This is a genomic window from uncultured Winogradskyella sp., from assembly GCF_963975125.1.
Taxonomy (GTDB): Bacteria; Bacteroidota; Bacteroidia; order Flavobacteriales; family Flavobacteriaceae; genus Winogradskyella.
This window is the reverse complement of the sequence record NZ_CAXBGB010000007.1, coordinates 15,027-31,596: the sequence shown is the minus strand read 5'-3', so window position 1 is coordinate 31,596 and position 16,570 is coordinate 15,027. Positions and strand designations below refer to the sequence as shown.

16 protein-coding genes are annotated in these 16,570 nt (G+C 32.0%); 9 read left to right on the top strand and 7 right to left on the bottom strand.

The window, feature by feature from the left end; genetic code table 11:
- Window positions 1-83: 83 nt before the first annotated feature.
- Both AAC053_RS02180 and AAC053_RS02175 read left to right on the top strand, forming a co-directional pair.
- The gene (locus AAC053_RS02180) at window positions 84-1,259 is read left to right on the top strand and encodes a GlmU family protein (RefSeq protein WP_339752202.1); all 1,176 of its coding nucleotides are present in this window, start codon (window positions 84-86) and stop codon (window positions 1,257-1,259) included.
- Window positions 1,228-2,169, top strand: coding sequence for a hypothetical protein (locus tag AAC053_RS02175; RefSeq protein WP_339752200.1), 942 nt, complete (start codon window positions 1,228-1,230; stop codon window positions 2,167-2,169). The genes AAC053_RS02180 and AAC053_RS02175 overlap by 32 nt, the downstream gene beginning before the upstream one ends.
- On the opposite strand, the gene AAC053_RS02170 is transcribed toward AAC053_RS02175, so the two are convergent.
- Window positions 2,166-3,782 carry an ABC transporter substrate-binding protein gene (locus AAC053_RS02170; RefSeq protein ID WP_339752198.1) on the bottom strand — a complete coding sequence of 539 codons (1,617 nt, stop codon included), beginning with the start codon at window positions 3,780-3,782 and terminating at the stop codon, window positions 2,166-2,168. The genes AAC053_RS02175 and AAC053_RS02170 overlap by 4 nt on opposite strands.
- A 115-nt stretch (window positions 3,783-3,897) precedes the next feature.
- On the opposite strand from AAC053_RS02170, the gene mtaB reads away from it, so the two are divergent.
- Window positions 3,898-5,238 (top strand): tRNA (N(6)-L-threonylcarbamoyladenosine(37)-C(2))-methylthiotransferase MtaB, encoded by a 1,341-nt coding sequence (mtaB, locus tag AAC053_RS02165; protein ID WP_339752196.1) that lies wholly within the window; start codon window positions 3,898-3,900, stop codon window positions 5,236-5,238.
- Between the two features lie 51 nt (window positions 5,239-5,289).
- On the top strand, window positions 5,290-5,829 hold the full coding sequence (locus AAC053_RS02160; RefSeq protein WP_339752193.1) for a hypothetical protein: 540 nt from the start codon (window positions 5,290-5,292) through the stop codon (window positions 5,827-5,829).
- Between the two features lie 71 nt (window positions 5,830-5,900).
- Here the strand turns inward: AAC053_RS02160 and AAC053_RS02155 are convergent, their stop codons facing one another.
- The gene (locus AAC053_RS02155; protein ID WP_339752190.1) at window positions 5,901-6,197 is read right to left on the bottom strand and encodes an N-acetyltransferase; all 297 of its coding nucleotides are present in this window, start codon (window positions 6,195-6,197) and stop codon (window positions 5,901-5,903) included.
- Window positions 6,198-6,383: 186 nt separating this feature from the next.
- Between AAC053_RS02155 and AAC053_RS02150 the strand changes: the two genes are divergently transcribed.
- Both AAC053_RS02150 and AAC053_RS02145 read left to right on the top strand, forming a co-directional pair.
- The gene (locus AAC053_RS02150; protein WP_339752187.1) at window positions 6,384-7,046 is read left to right on the top strand and encodes an alpha/beta hydrolase; all 663 of its coding nucleotides are present in this window, start codon (window positions 6,384-6,386) and stop codon (window positions 7,044-7,046) included.
- Between the two features lie 50 nt (window positions 7,047-7,096).
- Complete coding sequence (locus AAC053_RS02145) at window positions 7,097-8,023, top strand: lytic transglycosylase domain-containing protein (RefSeq protein WP_339752185.1); 927 nt, start codon at window positions 7,097-7,099, stop codon at window positions 8,021-8,023.
- 79 nt (window positions 8,024-8,102) lie between these two features.
- Here AAC053_RS02145 and AAC053_RS02140 read toward each other — a convergent pair whose 3' ends face one another.
- Entirely contained in the window at window positions 8,103-8,681 is a 579-nt protein-coding gene (locus tag AAC053_RS02140; RefSeq protein WP_339752182.1) for a DUF2892 domain-containing protein, read from the bottom strand.
- A 229-nt stretch (window positions 8,682-8,910) separates the two neighbouring features.
- Between AAC053_RS02140 and rpmH the strand changes: the two genes are divergently transcribed.
- The 3 genes from rpmH to AAC053_RS02125 all read left to right on the top strand — a co-directional run bounded on the left by rpmH (window position 8,911) and on the right by AAC053_RS02125 (window position 13,010).
- The gene (gene rpmH, locus AAC053_RS02135; RefSeq protein WP_115818167.1) at window positions 8,911-9,072 is read left to right on the top strand and encodes a 50S ribosomal protein L34; all 162 of its coding nucleotides are present in this window, start codon (window positions 8,911-8,913) and stop codon (window positions 9,070-9,072) included.
- Window positions 9,073-9,205: 133 nt separating this feature from the next.
- Window positions 9,206-12,061, top strand: coding sequence for a carbamoyl-phosphate synthase large subunit (carB, locus tag AAC053_RS02130; protein ID WP_339752175.1), 2,856 nt, complete (start codon window positions 9,206-9,208; stop codon window positions 12,059-12,061).
- A gap of 73 nt (window positions 12,062-12,134) precedes the next feature.
- A complete protein-coding gene (locus AAC053_RS02125; RefSeq protein WP_339752172.1) occupies window positions 12,135-13,010 on the top strand; it encodes a T9SS type A sorting domain-containing protein in 876 nt (291 codons plus the stop codon).
- Window position 13,011: 1 nt separating this feature from the next.
- On the opposite strand, the gene AAC053_RS02120 is transcribed toward AAC053_RS02125, so the two are convergent.
- The 4 genes from AAC053_RS02120 to rmuC form a co-directional block, all read right to left on the bottom strand.
- Window positions 13,012-13,374, bottom strand: coding sequence for a hypothetical protein (locus AAC053_RS02120; RefSeq protein ID WP_339752170.1), 363 nt, complete (start codon window positions 13,372-13,374; stop codon window positions 13,012-13,014).
- A 211-nt stretch (window positions 13,375-13,585) separates the two neighbouring features.
- Window positions 13,586-14,293, bottom strand: coding sequence for a DUF3307 domain-containing protein (locus AAC053_RS02115; protein WP_339752169.1), 708 nt, complete (start codon window positions 14,291-14,293; stop codon window positions 13,586-13,588).
- Window positions 14,290-14,901, bottom strand: a complete 612-nt coding sequence (locus AAC053_RS02110; protein WP_339752167.1) for a transcriptional regulator — start codon at window positions 14,899-14,901, stop codon at window positions 14,290-14,292. Before AAC053_RS02110 ends, AAC053_RS02115 begins: the two co-directional genes overlap by 4 nt.
- Before the next feature lie 101 nt (window positions 14,902-15,002).
- On the bottom strand, window positions 15,003-16,325 hold the full coding sequence (gene rmuC / locus AAC053_RS02105) for a DNA recombination protein RmuC (protein ID WP_339752165.1): 1,323 nt from the start codon (window positions 16,323-16,325) through the stop codon (window positions 15,003-15,005).
- Window positions 16,326-16,570: the final 245 nt, after the last annotated feature.

Genomic DNA, 16,570 nt, shown 5'->3' with positions numbered 1-16,570 from the left:
TAAAAGCCTTTCTGTCAACAGAAAGGCTTTTTTGTTTTATACAATTAAGCTACTTTTGATATTATTCTAAATTTAACATTCTCATGAATTATATATTATTTGATGGTCCATATCGTAATAACCTCTTACCATTTACATTTACAAGACCAGTTGCAGATATTAGAGTAGGGATTCTGACTATTCGTCAGAAATGGGAATCTTATTTAGAATATACTACAACAACCGTAACAGAAGATTATTTGGCAGATAAGTTTCCTATGGTGGAGATGGAAGAAAACATTATGATTAATGCATCATTCTTACCAAATATTGAAGTCAGTGAGTTTATAAAGAATTTAAAGCACAATCAGGCTTTGTTTAAAGGTGAAGATGTTATAGCCTTTTTTGCTAAGGAAGGAGAGGAAGTAAAAGACTTTTCGACGTTTGAAGCTGTTGAGTTTACAGGAGATATTTTAACAATTGAACATACTTGGGATATTTTTTCTAAGAATGGAGAGGCAATAATTGAAGACTTCAATTTAATAACAAAAGATAAGCAATCACAACCAATACCTACTTCGGTTAATACTATAAATTCTGAAAACATTTTTATAGAAAAAGGGGCAACATTAAATTTTGCGACATTAAATGCAAGTTTAGGGCCAATTTATATTGGCAGAGATGCAGAAGTTATGGAGGGTTCTATTGTTAGAGGTCCTTTTGCTTTGTGTAATAATTCAACTTTAAAATTAGCAAGTAAAATTTATGGTCCAACTACAATTGGGCCACATAGTAAAGTAGGAGGTGAGGTTAATAACTCTGTAATTTTTGGTTTTTCTAATAAAGGACACGATGGCTTTTTAGGAAATTCAGTCATAGGTGAATGGTGTAACCTTGGTGCAGATACTAATAATAGTAACCTCAAAAATAACTATGCTGAAGTTAGACTTTGGGACTATAAAACCGAAGGCTTTACTAAAACAGGATTGCAATTTTGTGGATTAATGATGGGAGACCATAGTAAATGTGGAATAAATACTATGTTTAATACTGGTACAGTAGTTGGTGTAAGTGCTAATATCTTTGGAAGTGGTTTTCCTAGAAACTTTGTTCCAAGTTTTTCTTGGGGAGGAAACAAAGGATTTGTAACGTATAAAACCAATAAAGCATTCGAAGTTGCTGAGGTTGTAATGGCAAGACGCAAAGAAGAATTCACTGAAAAAGACAAAGCTATTTTAGTGCATACATTTGAAGAAACAAAACAGTATAGAAGAGAATAGAGTTATGTTTAAAACCAAGTTAACACTACTTTTTGTATTCATCTTAACTTATGGATTTTCTCAAAACAAAGTTGTTGAGATAAAAAAACTTGAGATTAATACAAAACTCGATCACTTTGCTGCTCGTGTTGTAGGTGATAAAGTTTATTTTAGCCATAACCTAACTTCTAAAAGAGGTCGTGCACTTAGAGATAAGTACGATGGTTTTATTTATACCATGTACGAAGCTTTAGTAAATGATGATGGTGAAATAAAAGATGCAAAGCCAATTGTTAAAACTGAATTAGGCCGTTTTAACATGTCTGCGGCTACTTTTTCTAAAGATGGAAAGTACATGTATTTTACAACGAATAATATTGATAAAGGAAGCAACAAATTAAAAGGAATAGAAACCTATAATCTTCAAATTAAACGAGCTGAATATATTGAAGGTAAAGGATGGACTAATTTTATGTCATTACCATTCTGTGATCCAGATCATAATTTTGCGCATCCTGCATTGAGCCCAGATGGTTCAACACTTTATTTTATTGCAGATGTAAGAGGAACAAAAGGGAAATCAGATTTATATAAAGTTTCTGTTTCTAACCATAAAACCTACGGTGAAATCACGAAGTTAAATGAAACTATAAATTCATCTCGTACTGAGATTTTTCCATTTGTTAGTGCAGATAATAAACTTTATTTTACTTCAGATAGACGAGGAGGAAAAGGTGGTTTAGATATTTATAGCTACGATTTAAAATCTACAGATTCAGAACAAATACCAGTATCGTTAGAGCAACCTATTAATAGTAGAGGAGATGATTTTTCATTTTTCTTAAATGATGATTTAACCACAGGTTATTTATCGTCTAGACGCTTAAAAGGTGAAGGTGGTGATGATCTGTATTACTTTTCTAAGTTCTAATTTTTATAAACCGATTTTAGTTCTAATAGGTTAGTGGCATTAATGCCTAGACCATTCACAGTTTTTCTTGTAAACCGAACGACTTCATCGTAGAATAGAGGAACAATAGGTGCTGAAGCCATTACAAGAGAATCCATTTTGGTATAAAGTTGAGCGCGTAAATTTGGATTGGTTTCTAAATATGCTGCATCATACATATTATCGAATTCTTCACTTCTAAAATGCGTATAATTTGGGCCATTTGGTGCAAAATTCTTACTATAGTATAGCGATAAATAATTTTCTGCATCAGGATAATCAGCAACCCAACTGGCTCTAAAAAAATCGAGTTGACCATTGGCTTTGGCATCTTTTAAACTCGATGGAGGTATGACATCTACATTGACATTTAATCCTGTCTTTTGTAGTTCGCGTTGAATAAATTCACAAAAGCTAAGGTAGTTGCTAGTGGTCGTTAGGGTAACTTCCGGATTCTCATTTCCAGTTTCAGATTTAAACTCAGATACAAGTTGTTTTGCTAGTTCTGGTTGATAAGAAAAGCCAATAGAATCATCAAAACCAGGCAAGCCTTTGGGTATAAATCCACCATTTGCAGGTATGCCAATACCATTTCGTAAATAGGTCATCATTTTACTCCTGTCAAAACCAATATTTATAGCTTTTCTAATTTTTATAGCTTGAATTTCATTAACATTAGTTTCCATAAAAAACGCTAAGTATTCGGTGTTTAAATATGGTCCACGTATCATATTTACATCCTCTAAATAAAGCTGACGTAATTTCCCGTCAGAAGTTAAAATTTCATCTTTATAAGAACCATCTAAGCCAGATATAAAATCAATATTCCCTTGCGCAAATTGAAGAAATTCACTTTGTTTATCTGGTAAGAAGGTTACAGAAACGGCTTCGAGATATGGTAATGAGTTACCATCTTTATCAGTTTCAAAATAGTTGTTATGCCTTCTAAAAACCAGTTTTATATTTTCTTCCCAGCGTTTAAATTTAAAAGGACCTGTACCAATTGGATGTGATCTAAAATCATTACCATAGTATTCAACAATTTCTTTAGGTACAACAGAACAATATTTCATTGTTAACAAACCCAAGAAAGCAGGAAATGGTTGCTTTAATTTAATTTGAAATGTATATTCATTTAAAGCTTTAAAGCTTTCAACTTTGTTTAAAACCCAACTACCTGGTGAAGCGATTGATTTATCTTTCAATCTATTAAAACTATATTCAAAATCTGAAGATTTTACTGTTCTGGTAGAATCGTTTCCGAATAATTTATCCTTATGAAAAAACACCTCTTTTCTAAGATTGAACGTATAAGTAGTTGCGCTATCACTAACTGTCCAGTTTTTAGCAATACAAGGTTTTACATTTAGTTTGTCATCCATTTGCACCAAACCATTAAACAACTGGTGTGTAGCCCAAATGTCTGCCAAGTCTTTAGAAAATGCAGGATCTAATGAGCCAATATTTTTGTGTTCGTTATATCTAAAAACGAGATGGTCTTTATTAGAGTTCTCTTTAGAAGCACAAGACAATCCAATAAAAATTAATAAATAACTTAGTAGCTTCTTAAATGAGAATTTAATGAGTTTTAGCATATAACTAATATGTTGTAAATTTGCAGCCACAAAATTATAAGAGACTTTAGCTTTTAAATATTAGAGGTAAAGGTAATTTTAAAAAGATCCTGAAACAAGTTAGGGATGACAAAACATGGAGAACAAAAAAGTCGCATTTTACACATTAGGTTGTAAACTCAACTATTCTGAAACATCTACGATTGCAAGAAGTTTTAAGGATGAAGGTTTTGATCGTGTAGATTTTAAAGAGCATGCAGATATTTATGTAATTAATACTTGTTCTGTTACTGAGAATGCAGACAAGCGCTTTAAAACCATTGTAAAGCAAGCTCAAAAGGTTAATTCTGAGGCTTTTGTTGTTGCAATTGGTTGTTACGCTCAATTAAAACCAGAAGAACTTGCAGATGTTAATGGAGTAGATTTAGTTTTGGGTGCTACAGAAAAATTCAAAATAACAGATTACCTAAATGACTTAACTAAAAATGACTTCGGAGAAGTACATAGCTGCGAAATTAAAGATGCAGATTTCTATGTAGGTAGTTATTCTATAGGAGATAGAACCAGAGCGTTTTTAAAAGTACAAGATGGTTGCGATTATAAATGTACCTATTGTACAATTCCGCTTGCTAGAGGTATTTCTCGAAGTGATACCATGGATAATGTGATAAAGAATGCAAAAGAAATTTCTGCACAGAATATTAAGGAAATTGTATTAACCGGTGTTAATATTGGTGATTATGGTAAAGGGGAATTTGGTAACAAAAAACACGAGCATACCTTTTTAGACTTAGTTACAGAACTTGATAAGGTTGAAGGTATTGAACGTTTAAGAATCTCTTCAATAGAACCGAATTTATTGAAGAATGAAACTATCGATTTGGTTTCAAGATCTAGAACTTTTGTGCCTCATTTTCATGTACCATTACAAAGTGGAAGCAATGAGGTCTTAAAAAATATGAAACGACGTTATATGCGAGAGTTGTATGTAGATCGTGTTTCAAAAATAAAAGAGGTAATGCCACATGCTTGTATTGGTGTGGATGTTATTGTTGGTTTTCCGGGAGAAACAGATGAACATTTTCTGGAGACTTATAACTTCTTAAATTCGCTAGATATATCATATTTACACGTATTCGCCTACTCTGAGCGTGATAATACGGAGGCAACTGCAATGGAAGGAGTAGTGCCAAATAATGTAAGAGCCAAGCGTAGTAAAATGTTGAGAGGTTTATCTGCTAAATTGCGACGAGCATTTTATGAAAACCAATTAAATACCAAACGTACTGTATTGTTTGAAGGTGAAAATAAGGAAGGTTATATTCACGGGTTTACAGAAAACTACGTTAAAGTAAAATCACCATGGAATCCTGAATTAGTGAATACACTTCATAAAGTCATTTTGACTGAAATTGATGAAGATGGTATGGTAAGGTTTGATTTTCTTAAGAAATCTAAACTAAAAGAAATTGTATAATCTATTTCTTACACTATCTTTGTTTCTCAATCAATTAAATTAATTCAAATCATGAGAAAACTTTTTTTAAACTTATTAGCCTTTACATTTTTAATAGTTGCAACCTCTTGTTCTAGCGATAATAATGACAATCCAACACAAGTCGACGGCACATGGAAACTTACTGCATGGAATGTTGGTGAATCATATGACTTAAATAATGATGGAACAGCGAGTTCTAATTTATTAGATGAAATGGATTGTTACAATAATGAAACCATAGTTTTTGCAAATAATACAGCGACATACATGTCAACATCTTATGCTGATATATATTTTGAGGCTACAGTTGGTGGATCTACAGAAGGAACTTATACCATTGAATGTGAGCAAGAAATTGAAAACTCACCTGCTGCTTATACTGTAAGCGGAAATACAGTGACTATAACTGAAACTTATGAGGAAGATGGTCAAGTTTATGAGGAGGTTATAGTTGCCACTTTAAATGGTAATACCCTATCATTTGTAATACCAGATGGTTATTATGTTGAAGATGATGAGTTCGAAGTTTTAGTAGAGCAAGATTTAACCTTAGTTTTTACCAAGCTATAAATTTAAGTGTAAGACAATAAAAAACCCGAAATTTTTTAAGTTTCGGGTTTTTTATTTAGAAGTCTTTCAACCTATATACGAATGCCAACTGGTAGCATGCGCTTATATTTTCTGTTTCTTCTTACAAATTTTGCGATTTCAGGGCTTGTAGGTACTACACTAATATTACGTTCTTTAATATTGGTAAATACTAAATCAATAAACTCTAATTCAAACTCGTCCGTCCTTATAGCATCTGGAATAATCATTTTGGTTAAGAATATCTTTCGTTCTTGTAAAGAATATTCTATAATAGCCATCTCATTTTCAACCTTTAATTCAAATTGACGTAAAAAATCATTGTCAATCAATTGAGCAGTTTCTGTCATAATTTCTTTATTTAAAAATTAACGGTTGGCGTGTAGATACTATATTTTATATAGTTTTGCAGTGCAAAGGTACAAAAAATAGAATGAATTCCTAAGTTTAGATTGTTAAACCCTTATAAAGTAAGGAATTAAAGTACTATCTTTTATGTTAGAATAATTCTGATTTTAATAAATGCAATGAAATAGATGAACCCAAATTTTACACACATATATTTAATGCCTGGTATGGCTGCAAATCCTACCATCTTTGAACATATTAAGTTGCCAGAATCTCATTATAAAATCCATTGGCTAGAATGGCAAATACCTAGTAAAAATGAAACTTTGTCGGAGTATGCGCAACGAATGTGCAAATTCATTGAGTATGACGATATAGTACTATTAGGTGTTTCTTTTGGAGGTATTTTAGTGCAAGAAATGAGCAAGTTTCTAAAGCTTAAAAAGCTTTTTGTTGTTTCTAGCGTAAAATCGCATCACGAATTGCCTAAACGTTTAAAACTACTTAAAGTAACTAAAGCCTATAAAATTCTACCGACACAATTAGTTAGTAATATAGATTTATTGGCTAAGTATGCTTTTGGTGAAACCATTAAGAAGCGTGTAGATTTGTATAAAAAGTACCTCTCAATGAATGATAAAACTTATTTAGATTGGGCTATTAAGCAAATCGTTTGTTGGGATCAAGAAGAACCACATCCAGATGCTATATATATTAATGGAGATAAGGATATTATCTTTCCGTATTCATCTAAAGGAGATTGTATTGTTCTGAAGGGAGGAACACACATAATGATTATTAATAAATACAAATGGTTCAATGAAAATTTACCAAAACTTATAGAGTCCTGAATTTGAAAGAGTTAAATAGTTTACTTACATTTAAAAAAAATATGAATGCCATGCAAATCTTTAAAAATATTTTAGCAGCTATAGGAATAGTTTTTATATCAGGTCTTTTTATCTTCTCAATGCAAAAAGCACCATCTGATGTTACCATTAGTAAAGAACAACCTATTATAAATGATTATAATGTTTATGCTTTAGAAATGCCAGAGGATTTAAACTTTGCAAACGAAGCTGTTCCAATTGAAAACCCAGACATCTACGAGCGTATGGATAGAGAGCTTTTGGTGAATACATATTGGCAATCTAATGGCTTATTAATGTTTAAGCGCGCTAAAAAGTATTTTCCAATTATTGAGCCTATTTTAAAAAAGAATGGTATTCCGGATGATTTTAAATACTTAGCTGTTATAGAAAGTGGATTAACAAATGCAAAATCACCAGCAGGAGCAAGTGGTGTTTGGCAAATTATGAAAGCTACAGGCAGAGAAAATGGATTAGAAGTTAATGCTAATGTGGATGAACGCTATAATTTGGAAAAAGCAACCGAGGTGGCTTGTGATTATTTAAAAAAGGCTAAAAATGAATTAGGCTCGTGGACACTTGCTGCAGCGGCATATAATGCTGGTAATGCTGGAGTTTCGAGACGATTAAAAGAGCAGAGGGTTGGTGATTATTACGATTTGTTATTGAGTGAGGAAACAGGTAGATATGTATTTAGAATTGTGGCATTGAAAGAAATTTTATCACATCCAGATAAATATGGCTTTAACTTTAATAAGAGCGATTTATACAAATCTGTGCCAACCTATAAGATAGAAGTGGACTCGGCAGTAACCAATTTTTCTCAGTTTGCAAATCGTTTAGGGATTAACTATAAGATATTAAAATTGCACAACCCTTGGTTAAGAGAGAAGCATTTAAATAATAAATCTAGAAAATTATATACAATAGAAATTCCTAAAGAGGGTTACTATAAATAGTTCTAGATGATTCATAAATAAAAAGACCTAAACAAATTTTAATGTTTAAGTCTTTTTTTTAGTTCTAAAACATGATACTTTATCGTTTGCTTCTGCGATTTTGTCTAGAAGAAGTTGGCTGACCATATTGCTGTTTTGGTATAGCCGCTTTCTTCATTTGTTGTTTCATCATTTTAATCTGGTCTGCAAGCATATCTCGTTTGTCTAGCTTTTGTGCTTCAGCTAATAATTTCTGAGCTTCCGGCTTACGACGCTTAGAAAATGCAATTCCAGCTAAATTCAATTTTGCCATAGCTAAATCATGGTCCATAGACAAGCCAAGCTCAATAGCTTTTTTAAAGTATTTCTCAGCTTCATTCATGTTGGTTTGGGAAACCATAATACCATTTAAATAATTTAAGTACCCTTGCTGTTTTTTTACTAAAGCACCTTTAGGATTTTTAATCTTATCTAACCATTTTTTAGCACCTGTAAAATCTTGTTTCCTTAATTTTAGAAAGGCTAACAAAATCATCTCGTTTTTAAAGTACAAGAAAATAAATATGGTAGAAAGTAAGATGTACATTATTCCATTACCTATTTCTCCTTCAGTGAATTGATATACTGCGTAAGCAATAATTAAGGCAACAATGGCTAATTTTATATTTTTATTGAACATGTTTATGAGTATTTTTGAAGTGTGCAAAGGTAATAAAAACAAAGAATTTAATTTCATTTTTTGTTTTAAAACAAAGAGTTTATTGGCAGAAAATTAAATTAGGTATATTTCTATATAAATAATTTTATTTACCTGCTTGCTAAAGTGAAAACTTGTTGTATATTTGCACGCAGTTTTGAGATAGCTCTTAACTATTAAAAAGATTATTCAGATTTTAAATATATAGACAATGCCAAAAAGAACGTTTCAACCGTCGAAAAGAAAGAGAAGAAATAAGCACGGTTTCAGAGAAAGAATGGCTTCTGTTAACGGAAGAAAGGTTTTAGCACGTAGAAGAGCTAAAGGAAGAAAGAAGTTGTCTGTATCTACAGAATCAAGACATAAAAAATAATGATTAACAATTGTTAATATTTTAAAGGCGTTACTTAGGTGTAACGCCTTTTTTTGAACCCTATTGATAACTATTTTTGCAACGCTAAATAACTTTCAAAATTTACTTAGCATAATACTAAACAGAAATTCTCATGCCAAAAAACAAAAACATCAAATCTATTTTGCTTATCGGTTCTGGTCCAATTATTATAGGTCAAGCCTGTGAATTTGACTATTCAGGTTCTCAGGCTTTACGTTCATTAAGAGAAGACGGAATAGAAACGATTCTTATTAACTCTAATCCTGCGACTATAATGACAGATCCAACGATGGCGGATCATGTTTACTTATTGCCATTAACTACAAAATCTATAATTAAGATTTTAAAAGAGCATCCACAAATAGATGCTGTTTTACCAACAATGGGAGGACAAACTGCTTTAAATCTTTGTATAGAGGCAGATGAAAAAGGAATTTGGGAAGATTTTAAAGTCGATATTATTGGTGTAGATATTGATGCGATTAATATTACAGAAGATAGAGAACAATTTAGAGAGTTAATGTTAAAGATTGGTGTAGGCATGGCACCACAAGCGACTGCGAATTCTTTTCTAAAAGGAAAAGAAATTGCACAAGAATTTGGTTTTCCTTTAGTAATTAGAGCATCATTTACTTTAGGTGGTGATGGAGCTGCGATTGTACATAAAGAAGAAGATTTTGATGAAATGTTGACCAGAGGTTTAGAGGTTTCGCCAATACATGAAGTAATGATTGATAAGGCTTTAATTGGCTGGAAAGAGTATGAGTTAGAATTACTAAGAGATAGAAACGACAATGTTGTTATAATATGTACTATAGAGAATATGGATCCGATGGGAATTCATACAGGTGATTCTATAACATTGGCTCCTGCAATGACTTTATCAGATAAGACATTTCAGAAAATGCGAGATATGGCAATTAACATGATGCGAAGTATTGGAGATTTTGCAGGAGGTTGTAATGTGCAATTTGCTGTGAGTCCAGATAATGCAGAAGATATTATTGCCATTGAAATTAATCCACGTGTTTCACGCTCGTCTGCATTGGCAAGTAAAGCTACTGGTTATCCTATTGCTAAAATAGCATCAAAGTTGGCTATTGGTTATACTTTAGATGAATTAGATAATCAAATAACTAAGTCAACATCAGCATTATTTGAACCAACCTTAGATTACGTTGTGGTTAAAATACCACGATGGAATTTTGATAAATTTGAAGGTTCAGATAGAACTTTAGGGCTTCAAATGAAATCTGTAGGAGAAGTGATGTCTATTGGTCGTTCTTTCCAAGAGGCGCTTCACAAAGCCACACAATCTTTAGAAATAAAGCGCAACGGTTTAGGAGCAGATGGAAAAGGCTATAAAGACTATGATACTATAATTGAGAAATTAACGTATGCAAGTTGGGATCGTGTATTCGTTATTTACGATGCAATTGCTATAGGAATTCCTTTAAGTCGTATTCATGAAATCACTAAAATTGATATGTGGTTCTTAAAGCAATATGAAGAATTATTTCAACTCCAAAAAGAAATATCTACATACAAAATTGAAACTATAAAACGTGAGTTATTACTTGAAGCCAAACAAAAAGGTTATGGAGATAGGCAGATAGCACACATGCTAGGTTGTTTAGAGAGTGAAGTGTATAATAAACGAAGTGAGCTTAATATAAATAGAGTATTTAAATTAGTAGATACTTGTGCTGCCGAATTTAAAGCACAGACACCTTATTACTATTCAACCTTCGAGAGTGAAGTTGAAACAGCGGATGGACAAGTATCTGTTCATAACGAAAGTGTGGTAACCGATAAAAAGAAAATTATAGTCTTAGGATCTGGTCCAAACAGGATAGGACAGGGTATTGAATTTGATTATTGTTGTGTGCATGGTGTATTAGCAGCAGCAGAGTGTGGTTATGAAACTATAATGATTAACTGTAATCCAGAAACTGTATCTACAGATTTTGATATTGCAGATAAACTTTATTTCGAACCTATTTTCTGGGAGCATATCTATGATATTATTCAGCATGAAAAGCCTGAAGGTGTTATTGTTCAGTTAGGTGGACAAACTGCATTAAAACTTGCAGAAAAACTAGAGCGTTATGGTGTAAAGATTATGGGAACTAGTTTTCAGTCCTTAGATTTGGCTGAAGACAGAGGAAGCTTTTCAAATATATTGAAAGAGCACAATATTCCTTATCCAGAATTTGATGTCGCAGAAACTGCAGATGAGGCTTTGGCTATAGCAGATGTTTTAGACTTTCCAATATTAGTAAGACCATCTTATGTTCTTGGTGGACAAGGGATGAAAATTGTGATTAATAAACAAGAATTAGAATCCCATGTTATTGATTTATTAAAATCTATTCCTGGAAATAAATTATTACTAGACCACTATTTAGATGGTGCTATTGAAGCAGAAGCAGATGCGATATGTGATGCAGAAGGTAATATTTATATTATTGGTATTATGGAGCATATAGAGCCTTGTGGTATTCACTCTGGTGATAGTAATGCTACCTTGCCACCTTTTAATTTAGGTGAATATGTGATGCAGCAGATAAAAGACCACACTAAAACAATAGCTTTAGCATTAAATACGGTTGGTCTTATAAATATTCAATTCGCCATAAAAGAAGATATCGTATATATCATAGAAGCAAACCCTAGAGCATCTCGTACAGTACCTTTTATTTCTAAAGCCTACAAGGAGCCGTATGTAAATTTTGCAACTAAAGTAATGTTAGGAGAGAAAAAGGTGACGGATTTCAACTTTAACCCTCAGTTAAAAGGTTATGCTATTAAACAACCTGTTTTCTCTTTCAATAAGTTCCCGAATGTGAATAAGCAATTGGGACCAGAAATGAAGAGTACTGGTGAAAGTATCTTATTTATTGATAGCTTAAAAGATGATCAATTCTATGATTTGTACTCGAGACGTAAAATGTATTTAAGTAAGTAATCTCATACTTTTCGATAAAGAGTAGATTGTTTTTACTAATAATTAGTAACTTAGCTAAGAATAATATTGTTATATGAAAAGATTTTTACTTTTATTAATTACATTTTTTACTGTTGGCATAGCTTATTCTCAAGTTGTACTCAATCAAGTTGATAATTTCGAAGATGGTACAACTCAGAATTGGGGAGAGTCTGGCGTCTCAGCTGCTCCAGTAGAAAATGTTGCTACTGATGGTCCAGATGGTGTCGATGATAATTATCTAAGAGATTATACTACAGGAATATCTGGTGGTTCTGGCTCGAGACTTATTATTAGAAATATAGGGAATCAATGGTCAGGTAATTTTACAATAGCAGGTGTTGAGTCTGTTTCTTTGGATGTAAGAGCATTAAATCGCGATGTAAATGTACGTATATCAATAACAGGACCTGGAGGCAAATTTTCTTCATCCGCAAATATTCTAGTTACTGCCGGAAATGGATGGAATCAAATAACCATTCCTATTTCTGCAGCTGATATGTCTTCTGTTTCTGATGGAAATGATGGTGGTCCTGCTGGCACTGATATTGCTGCTACGCTTGCTGCTGTATCAGAATTTAGAATTTTGAGTAGTTCAAGCCCTTCATGGAGAGGTGAAATCACTGATGCTGAGTTGCATATGGATAATATTACTGCCTTAGCGTCCTTAAGTACACCTGAATTTGAAAATCAAAATAATGAATTTATTATTTCACCAAATCCTGCAAAAAACAAGCTTAATATACAAATACCAAGTGCAGCTAGTGTTATAAAATTAGAAGTATTCGATGTATTAGGAAAGCGTGTTTACAATGGTTTAGTCACGCAATTAGAATCTTCTGTTAATGTGTCTAATTGGAAAAGTGGTGTTTATTTGGTTAGAGTATCTAATAATAAAATTACGCAGACTAAGCGATTTATTAAACAATGATTTAGTAGTTTGTAAAAAATATAAAAGCCGTTTCTGAAAAGAAATGGCTTTTATATTTAAAATCTATTTTCATACGATTGTCCTTTAGTTGTTCATCAACATTTTTATAAATACTATTTAAGCTTACCTTTTTCTTAGCTTCGCTTTCGCGTCGTATAATAGATTTTATAAAGCGCTTAATATCCATTTTAGTTGATAATATTAAACTAGGGACAGTTACTGTTTTTCTTGATTCTTCAATAGCAACCATAGAAAAGTATGATGAATTAGAATGCTTCTTTTTACATGGTCTTATGTTTTCGAATTCTACACGCATACCTGCAGCCATTGGTGATTTACCAACATAATTAATAGAAGCTTTCATGGTAACCAACTCACCAACCTCAATGGAATTTAAGAGGTTAACCTTATTAACAGAAGCCGTGACTCAATAGATTCGAGAATGTTTTGTGGTACAAGCAAACGCTATTTAATCCATTAAACCGAAGATGTAGCCTCCATAAATTTCACCAGTGAAATTGGTGTTAGATGGCAACATTAATTCGGAAATCTCAATTTTAGAGTTTTCAGTTGTTTTATACATAAGGTTTAAGATTTATGTAAATTAAACTTACCACTATAGCTATTCCGAAACTGAGAAAGGTTCCAATGAGAATATATTCCGTGAGTTTACGCTCCTTAGTTGCGGTTAAATCGCCAAATCTAAAAACAGACTTAGCCGTAATTAAAAACCCTACAGCTTCCCAATGACCAACAACTATAAAAATAAAGACTAATAGGCGTTCTAAAACACCGATATATTTCCCTGCATCTTTAAGAGATTCGTTGTCTTTGGTGAGTTTTGAGATGTTCCATTTAGAAAAAATAGTTTTCATTAAAATGGATGTAGGCTTAGTTAAAAATGCAATACATATAATTAATAAAAGATCTAGATTTAGAGTAAATTCAAAGTCACTTTTAGCGAATATTGGTACTAATATTGCTATAGTACTAACATGCAATAACTGATCTATAAAAAAGAAAAGTCGTCTTGTCTTTTTCTTCTGTAGAGTTAGTTTTAGACCATCTATAATGAGATGTAAAAGACCAATACTAAAAATCAGCACTGTATAAGATAAATCCCAAACAATCAAAAACATTAAAGCAATATGAACAGCGACATGTATATATAGCCAAACCGATTTTAGTTTCCTTTTTTCTTTATCCTTAACCCAATTTACTGGTTGCAAAAAGAAGTCGCCTATGAGATGAGCGAGAATAAGTTTTAATAATATTAAAATCATAGTTGGGCTATTTTTTGTCTATATATACTGTCAAGATCTTGAATCTCATCTAAATAAGCCCTTTTCTGGCGCTTACTCACAGCATCTTGGCTTATGTTAACTAGCTTAGCTAGTTCTGTCTGTATCATTCTAGGATGTTCTAAACTCAGTTTAACGATCTCCGCAGAGTTAGTAGTCCAATTATCCATTGCTATAAGTGCTAGTCTAAAATAAAGATTAATTTCTTTATTAAGCTTTTCGCTACTTGTTTTTAATTTGAGATTCTGTTTTTCTTTTTTAAGCGTTTCAAATGTTTCTCCCGAATATATAAAGGCTTCTCCATTTGATTCACTTACAGAATTACCTTGATAATTTTTTGTACCTATACCAATTGACATACGTACATCTAAACCTTTTATAGATTTTAAAAAGGCTTTAATATATACAGCTGTTCTAAAACTATCTTCTATTTTGCTGCATTCTAACTGAAAGCTATCACCTCTGTAAATATCATAGAAGGATGCATCACTAGATAATTTTGATAATGCAGATTTTAGGGGAATAAGCCATAATTCTTCGCTTATAGCTTTACGCGATTTTATGATATCACCTGTAATGATACTTGTCATAATATTTGTATTTAAAACAAATATATGCCTTTTTTGTGGAATAATTTAATATATTCCTTTTTTACTGCATAATTAAAATTATTCCATTTTTATGGAATATTTTACAAGTTATCTTCGGTTGCTCGCTTAATAATACTTTCAGGAAGTGATTTATTGGCTTTAGCACCCATTTTTTTAATTCTCTCTACACGAGAAATTAGGTTGCCTTTACCTTCAACGAGTTTATTCATAGCAGAAGAATAATCTGTTTTGGCAGCATCTATCTTTTTACCAACACCTGTTAAATCGGTAACTAGACCTTCAAATTTATCATATAAAGCACCAGCTTGTTTCGCAATTTCTATTGCGTTTTGCTGTTGCTTTTCATTGTTCCACATAGAATCAATTGTACGTAATGTCGCTAAAAGGGTAGAAGGTGTAACGATGACTATATTTTGCTCAAAAGCTTTATTGTACAAACTATTATCTTCATTAATAGCAACTGCAAATGCAGGCTCAATAGGAATAAACATCAACACAAAATCTGGTGATTCTATATCATATAAATCTTGGTAATTCTTTGCAGATAACTGATCCACGTGCTTTTTTATAGAATTAACATGCGCTTTAAGATTTATTGCTCTTACTTCATCATCAGAGTTAACCATACGCTCATAATCCGTTAAAGACACCTTAGAGTCAATAATCATTTTTTTAGAACCTGGAAGATGCAATACCACATCTGGCATTACACGAGAACCATCTTCGAGCTGAAAACTTTGCTGCACAAAATACTCTCTATCTTTTTCTAAACCAGATTTTTCTAAGACACGTTCTAATACCAATTCTCCCCAATTTCCTTGAGTTTTACTATCGCCTTTTAAGGCTTTAGTTAAATTAGTTGCCTCTATAGCCATTTGTTGGTTGAGGTCTTTTAGGCCTAATAATTGTTCTTTTAAAGCAGAATGCATACTAATACTTTCCTTTTGAGTATCATCTACTTTTTTTTCAAAGAGTTGAATTTTTTCTTGTAACGGATTTAAGATCTGTTTGATGTTTTCTTTATTCTGAAGCGTAAACTTCTCAGATTTTTCGTCTAATATTTTTGTAGCTAATAACTCAAAATCTTTTCGCAATTGTTCCTGTCGTTCTTCTAATTCTTCATCACGTTTTAGATTTTGTTGTTGAAGATTTTCAAACTCCGTATTACGTCTAGACAATTCTGTGTTTAAAAAGTCTTTTTTTTGGCGAATTTCTTCTCGCTCAGTTTTAATCTTTTCAATATTTTGTTTCAGTTCCCCAATAGTATTACTGAGTTGAAGTTGTCGTTCTTCGAGCGTGCTTTTATCACCTTTGCTTTTTAGTTGTGCGAATTTAAGCCCAATAAAAGTGCCAATACCTGCTGAAACTAAAATGGCTATAAATAATATGAGAGTGTCGTTCATGAAAAGAAATGAAATTTAATCAAAGATAGGGATTTTGTCATTTATACAGAGGTGAAGAATCTACTTAAAAGTAGATTCTTCAGACATTATACTTTTATGAATGATTTTTTTTTAATTCTTAAAGTGGTATTGACAAAAATTAAAATTTTGATAAGATTTAAAAATTGATAGCTTGTTTTAAGGTCTAGATTCTAAAATTAAATTCAAACTCTATGCCAATGCCTATTACATCAACATCGTTACTC

Excerpts from the sequence above, each read along its gene's own strand:
- AAC053_RS02180 (WP_339752202.1), top strand. The coding sequence starts at position 84 with ATGAATTATATATTATTTGATGGTCCATATCGTAATAACCTCTTACCA.
- AAC053_RS02170 (WP_339752198.1), bottom strand. The coding sequence starts at position 3,782 with ATGCTAAAACTCATTAAATTCTCATTTAAGAAGCTACTAAGTTATTTA.
- mtaB (WP_339752196.1), top strand. The coding sequence starts at position 3,898 with ATGGAGAACAAAAAAGTCGCATTTTACACATTAGGTTGTAAACTCAAC.
- AAC053_RS02160 (WP_339752193.1), top strand. The coding sequence starts at position 5,290 with ATGAGAAAACTTTTTTTAAACTTATTAGCCTTTACATTTTTAATAGTT.
- AAC053_RS02155 (WP_339752190.1), bottom strand. The coding sequence starts at position 6,197 with ATGACAGAAACTGCTCAATTGATTGACAATGATTTTTTACGTCAATTT.
- AAC053_RS02150 (WP_339752187.1), top strand. The coding sequence starts at position 6,384 with ATGAACCCAAATTTTACACACATATATTTAATGCCTGGTATGGCTGCA.
- AAC053_RS02145 (WP_339752185.1), top strand. The coding sequence starts at position 7,097 with ATGCAAATCTTTAAAAATATTTTAGCAGCTATAGGAATAGTTTTTATA.
- AAC053_RS02140 (WP_339752182.1), bottom strand. The coding sequence starts at position 8,681 with ATGTTCAATAAAAATATAAAATTAGCCATTGTTGCCTTAATTATTGCT.
- rpmH (WP_115818167.1), top strand. The coding sequence starts at position 8,911 with ATGCCAAAAAGAACGTTTCAACCGTCGAAAAGAAAGAGAAGAAATAAG.
- carB (WP_339752175.1), top strand. The coding sequence starts at position 9,206 with ATGCCAAAAAACAAAAACATCAAATCTATTTTGCTTATCGGTTCTGGT.
- AAC053_RS02125 (WP_339752172.1), top strand. The coding sequence starts at position 12,135 with ATGAAAAGATTTTTACTTTTATTAATTACATTTTTTACTGTTGGCATA.
- AAC053_RS02120 (WP_339752170.1), bottom strand. The coding sequence starts at position 13,374 with ATGAAAGCTTCTATTAATTATGTTGGTAAATCACCAATGGCTGCAGGT.
- AAC053_RS02115 (WP_339752169.1), bottom strand. The coding sequence starts at position 14,293 with ATGATTTTAATATTATTAAAACTTATTCTCGCTCATCTCATAGGCGAC.
- AAC053_RS02110 (WP_339752167.1), bottom strand. The coding sequence starts at position 14,901 with ATGACAAGTATCATTACAGGTGATATCATAAAATCGCGTAAAGCTATA.
- rmuC (WP_339752165.1), bottom strand. The coding sequence starts at position 16,325 with ATGAACGACACTCTCATATTATTTATAGCCATTTTAGTTTCAGCAGGT.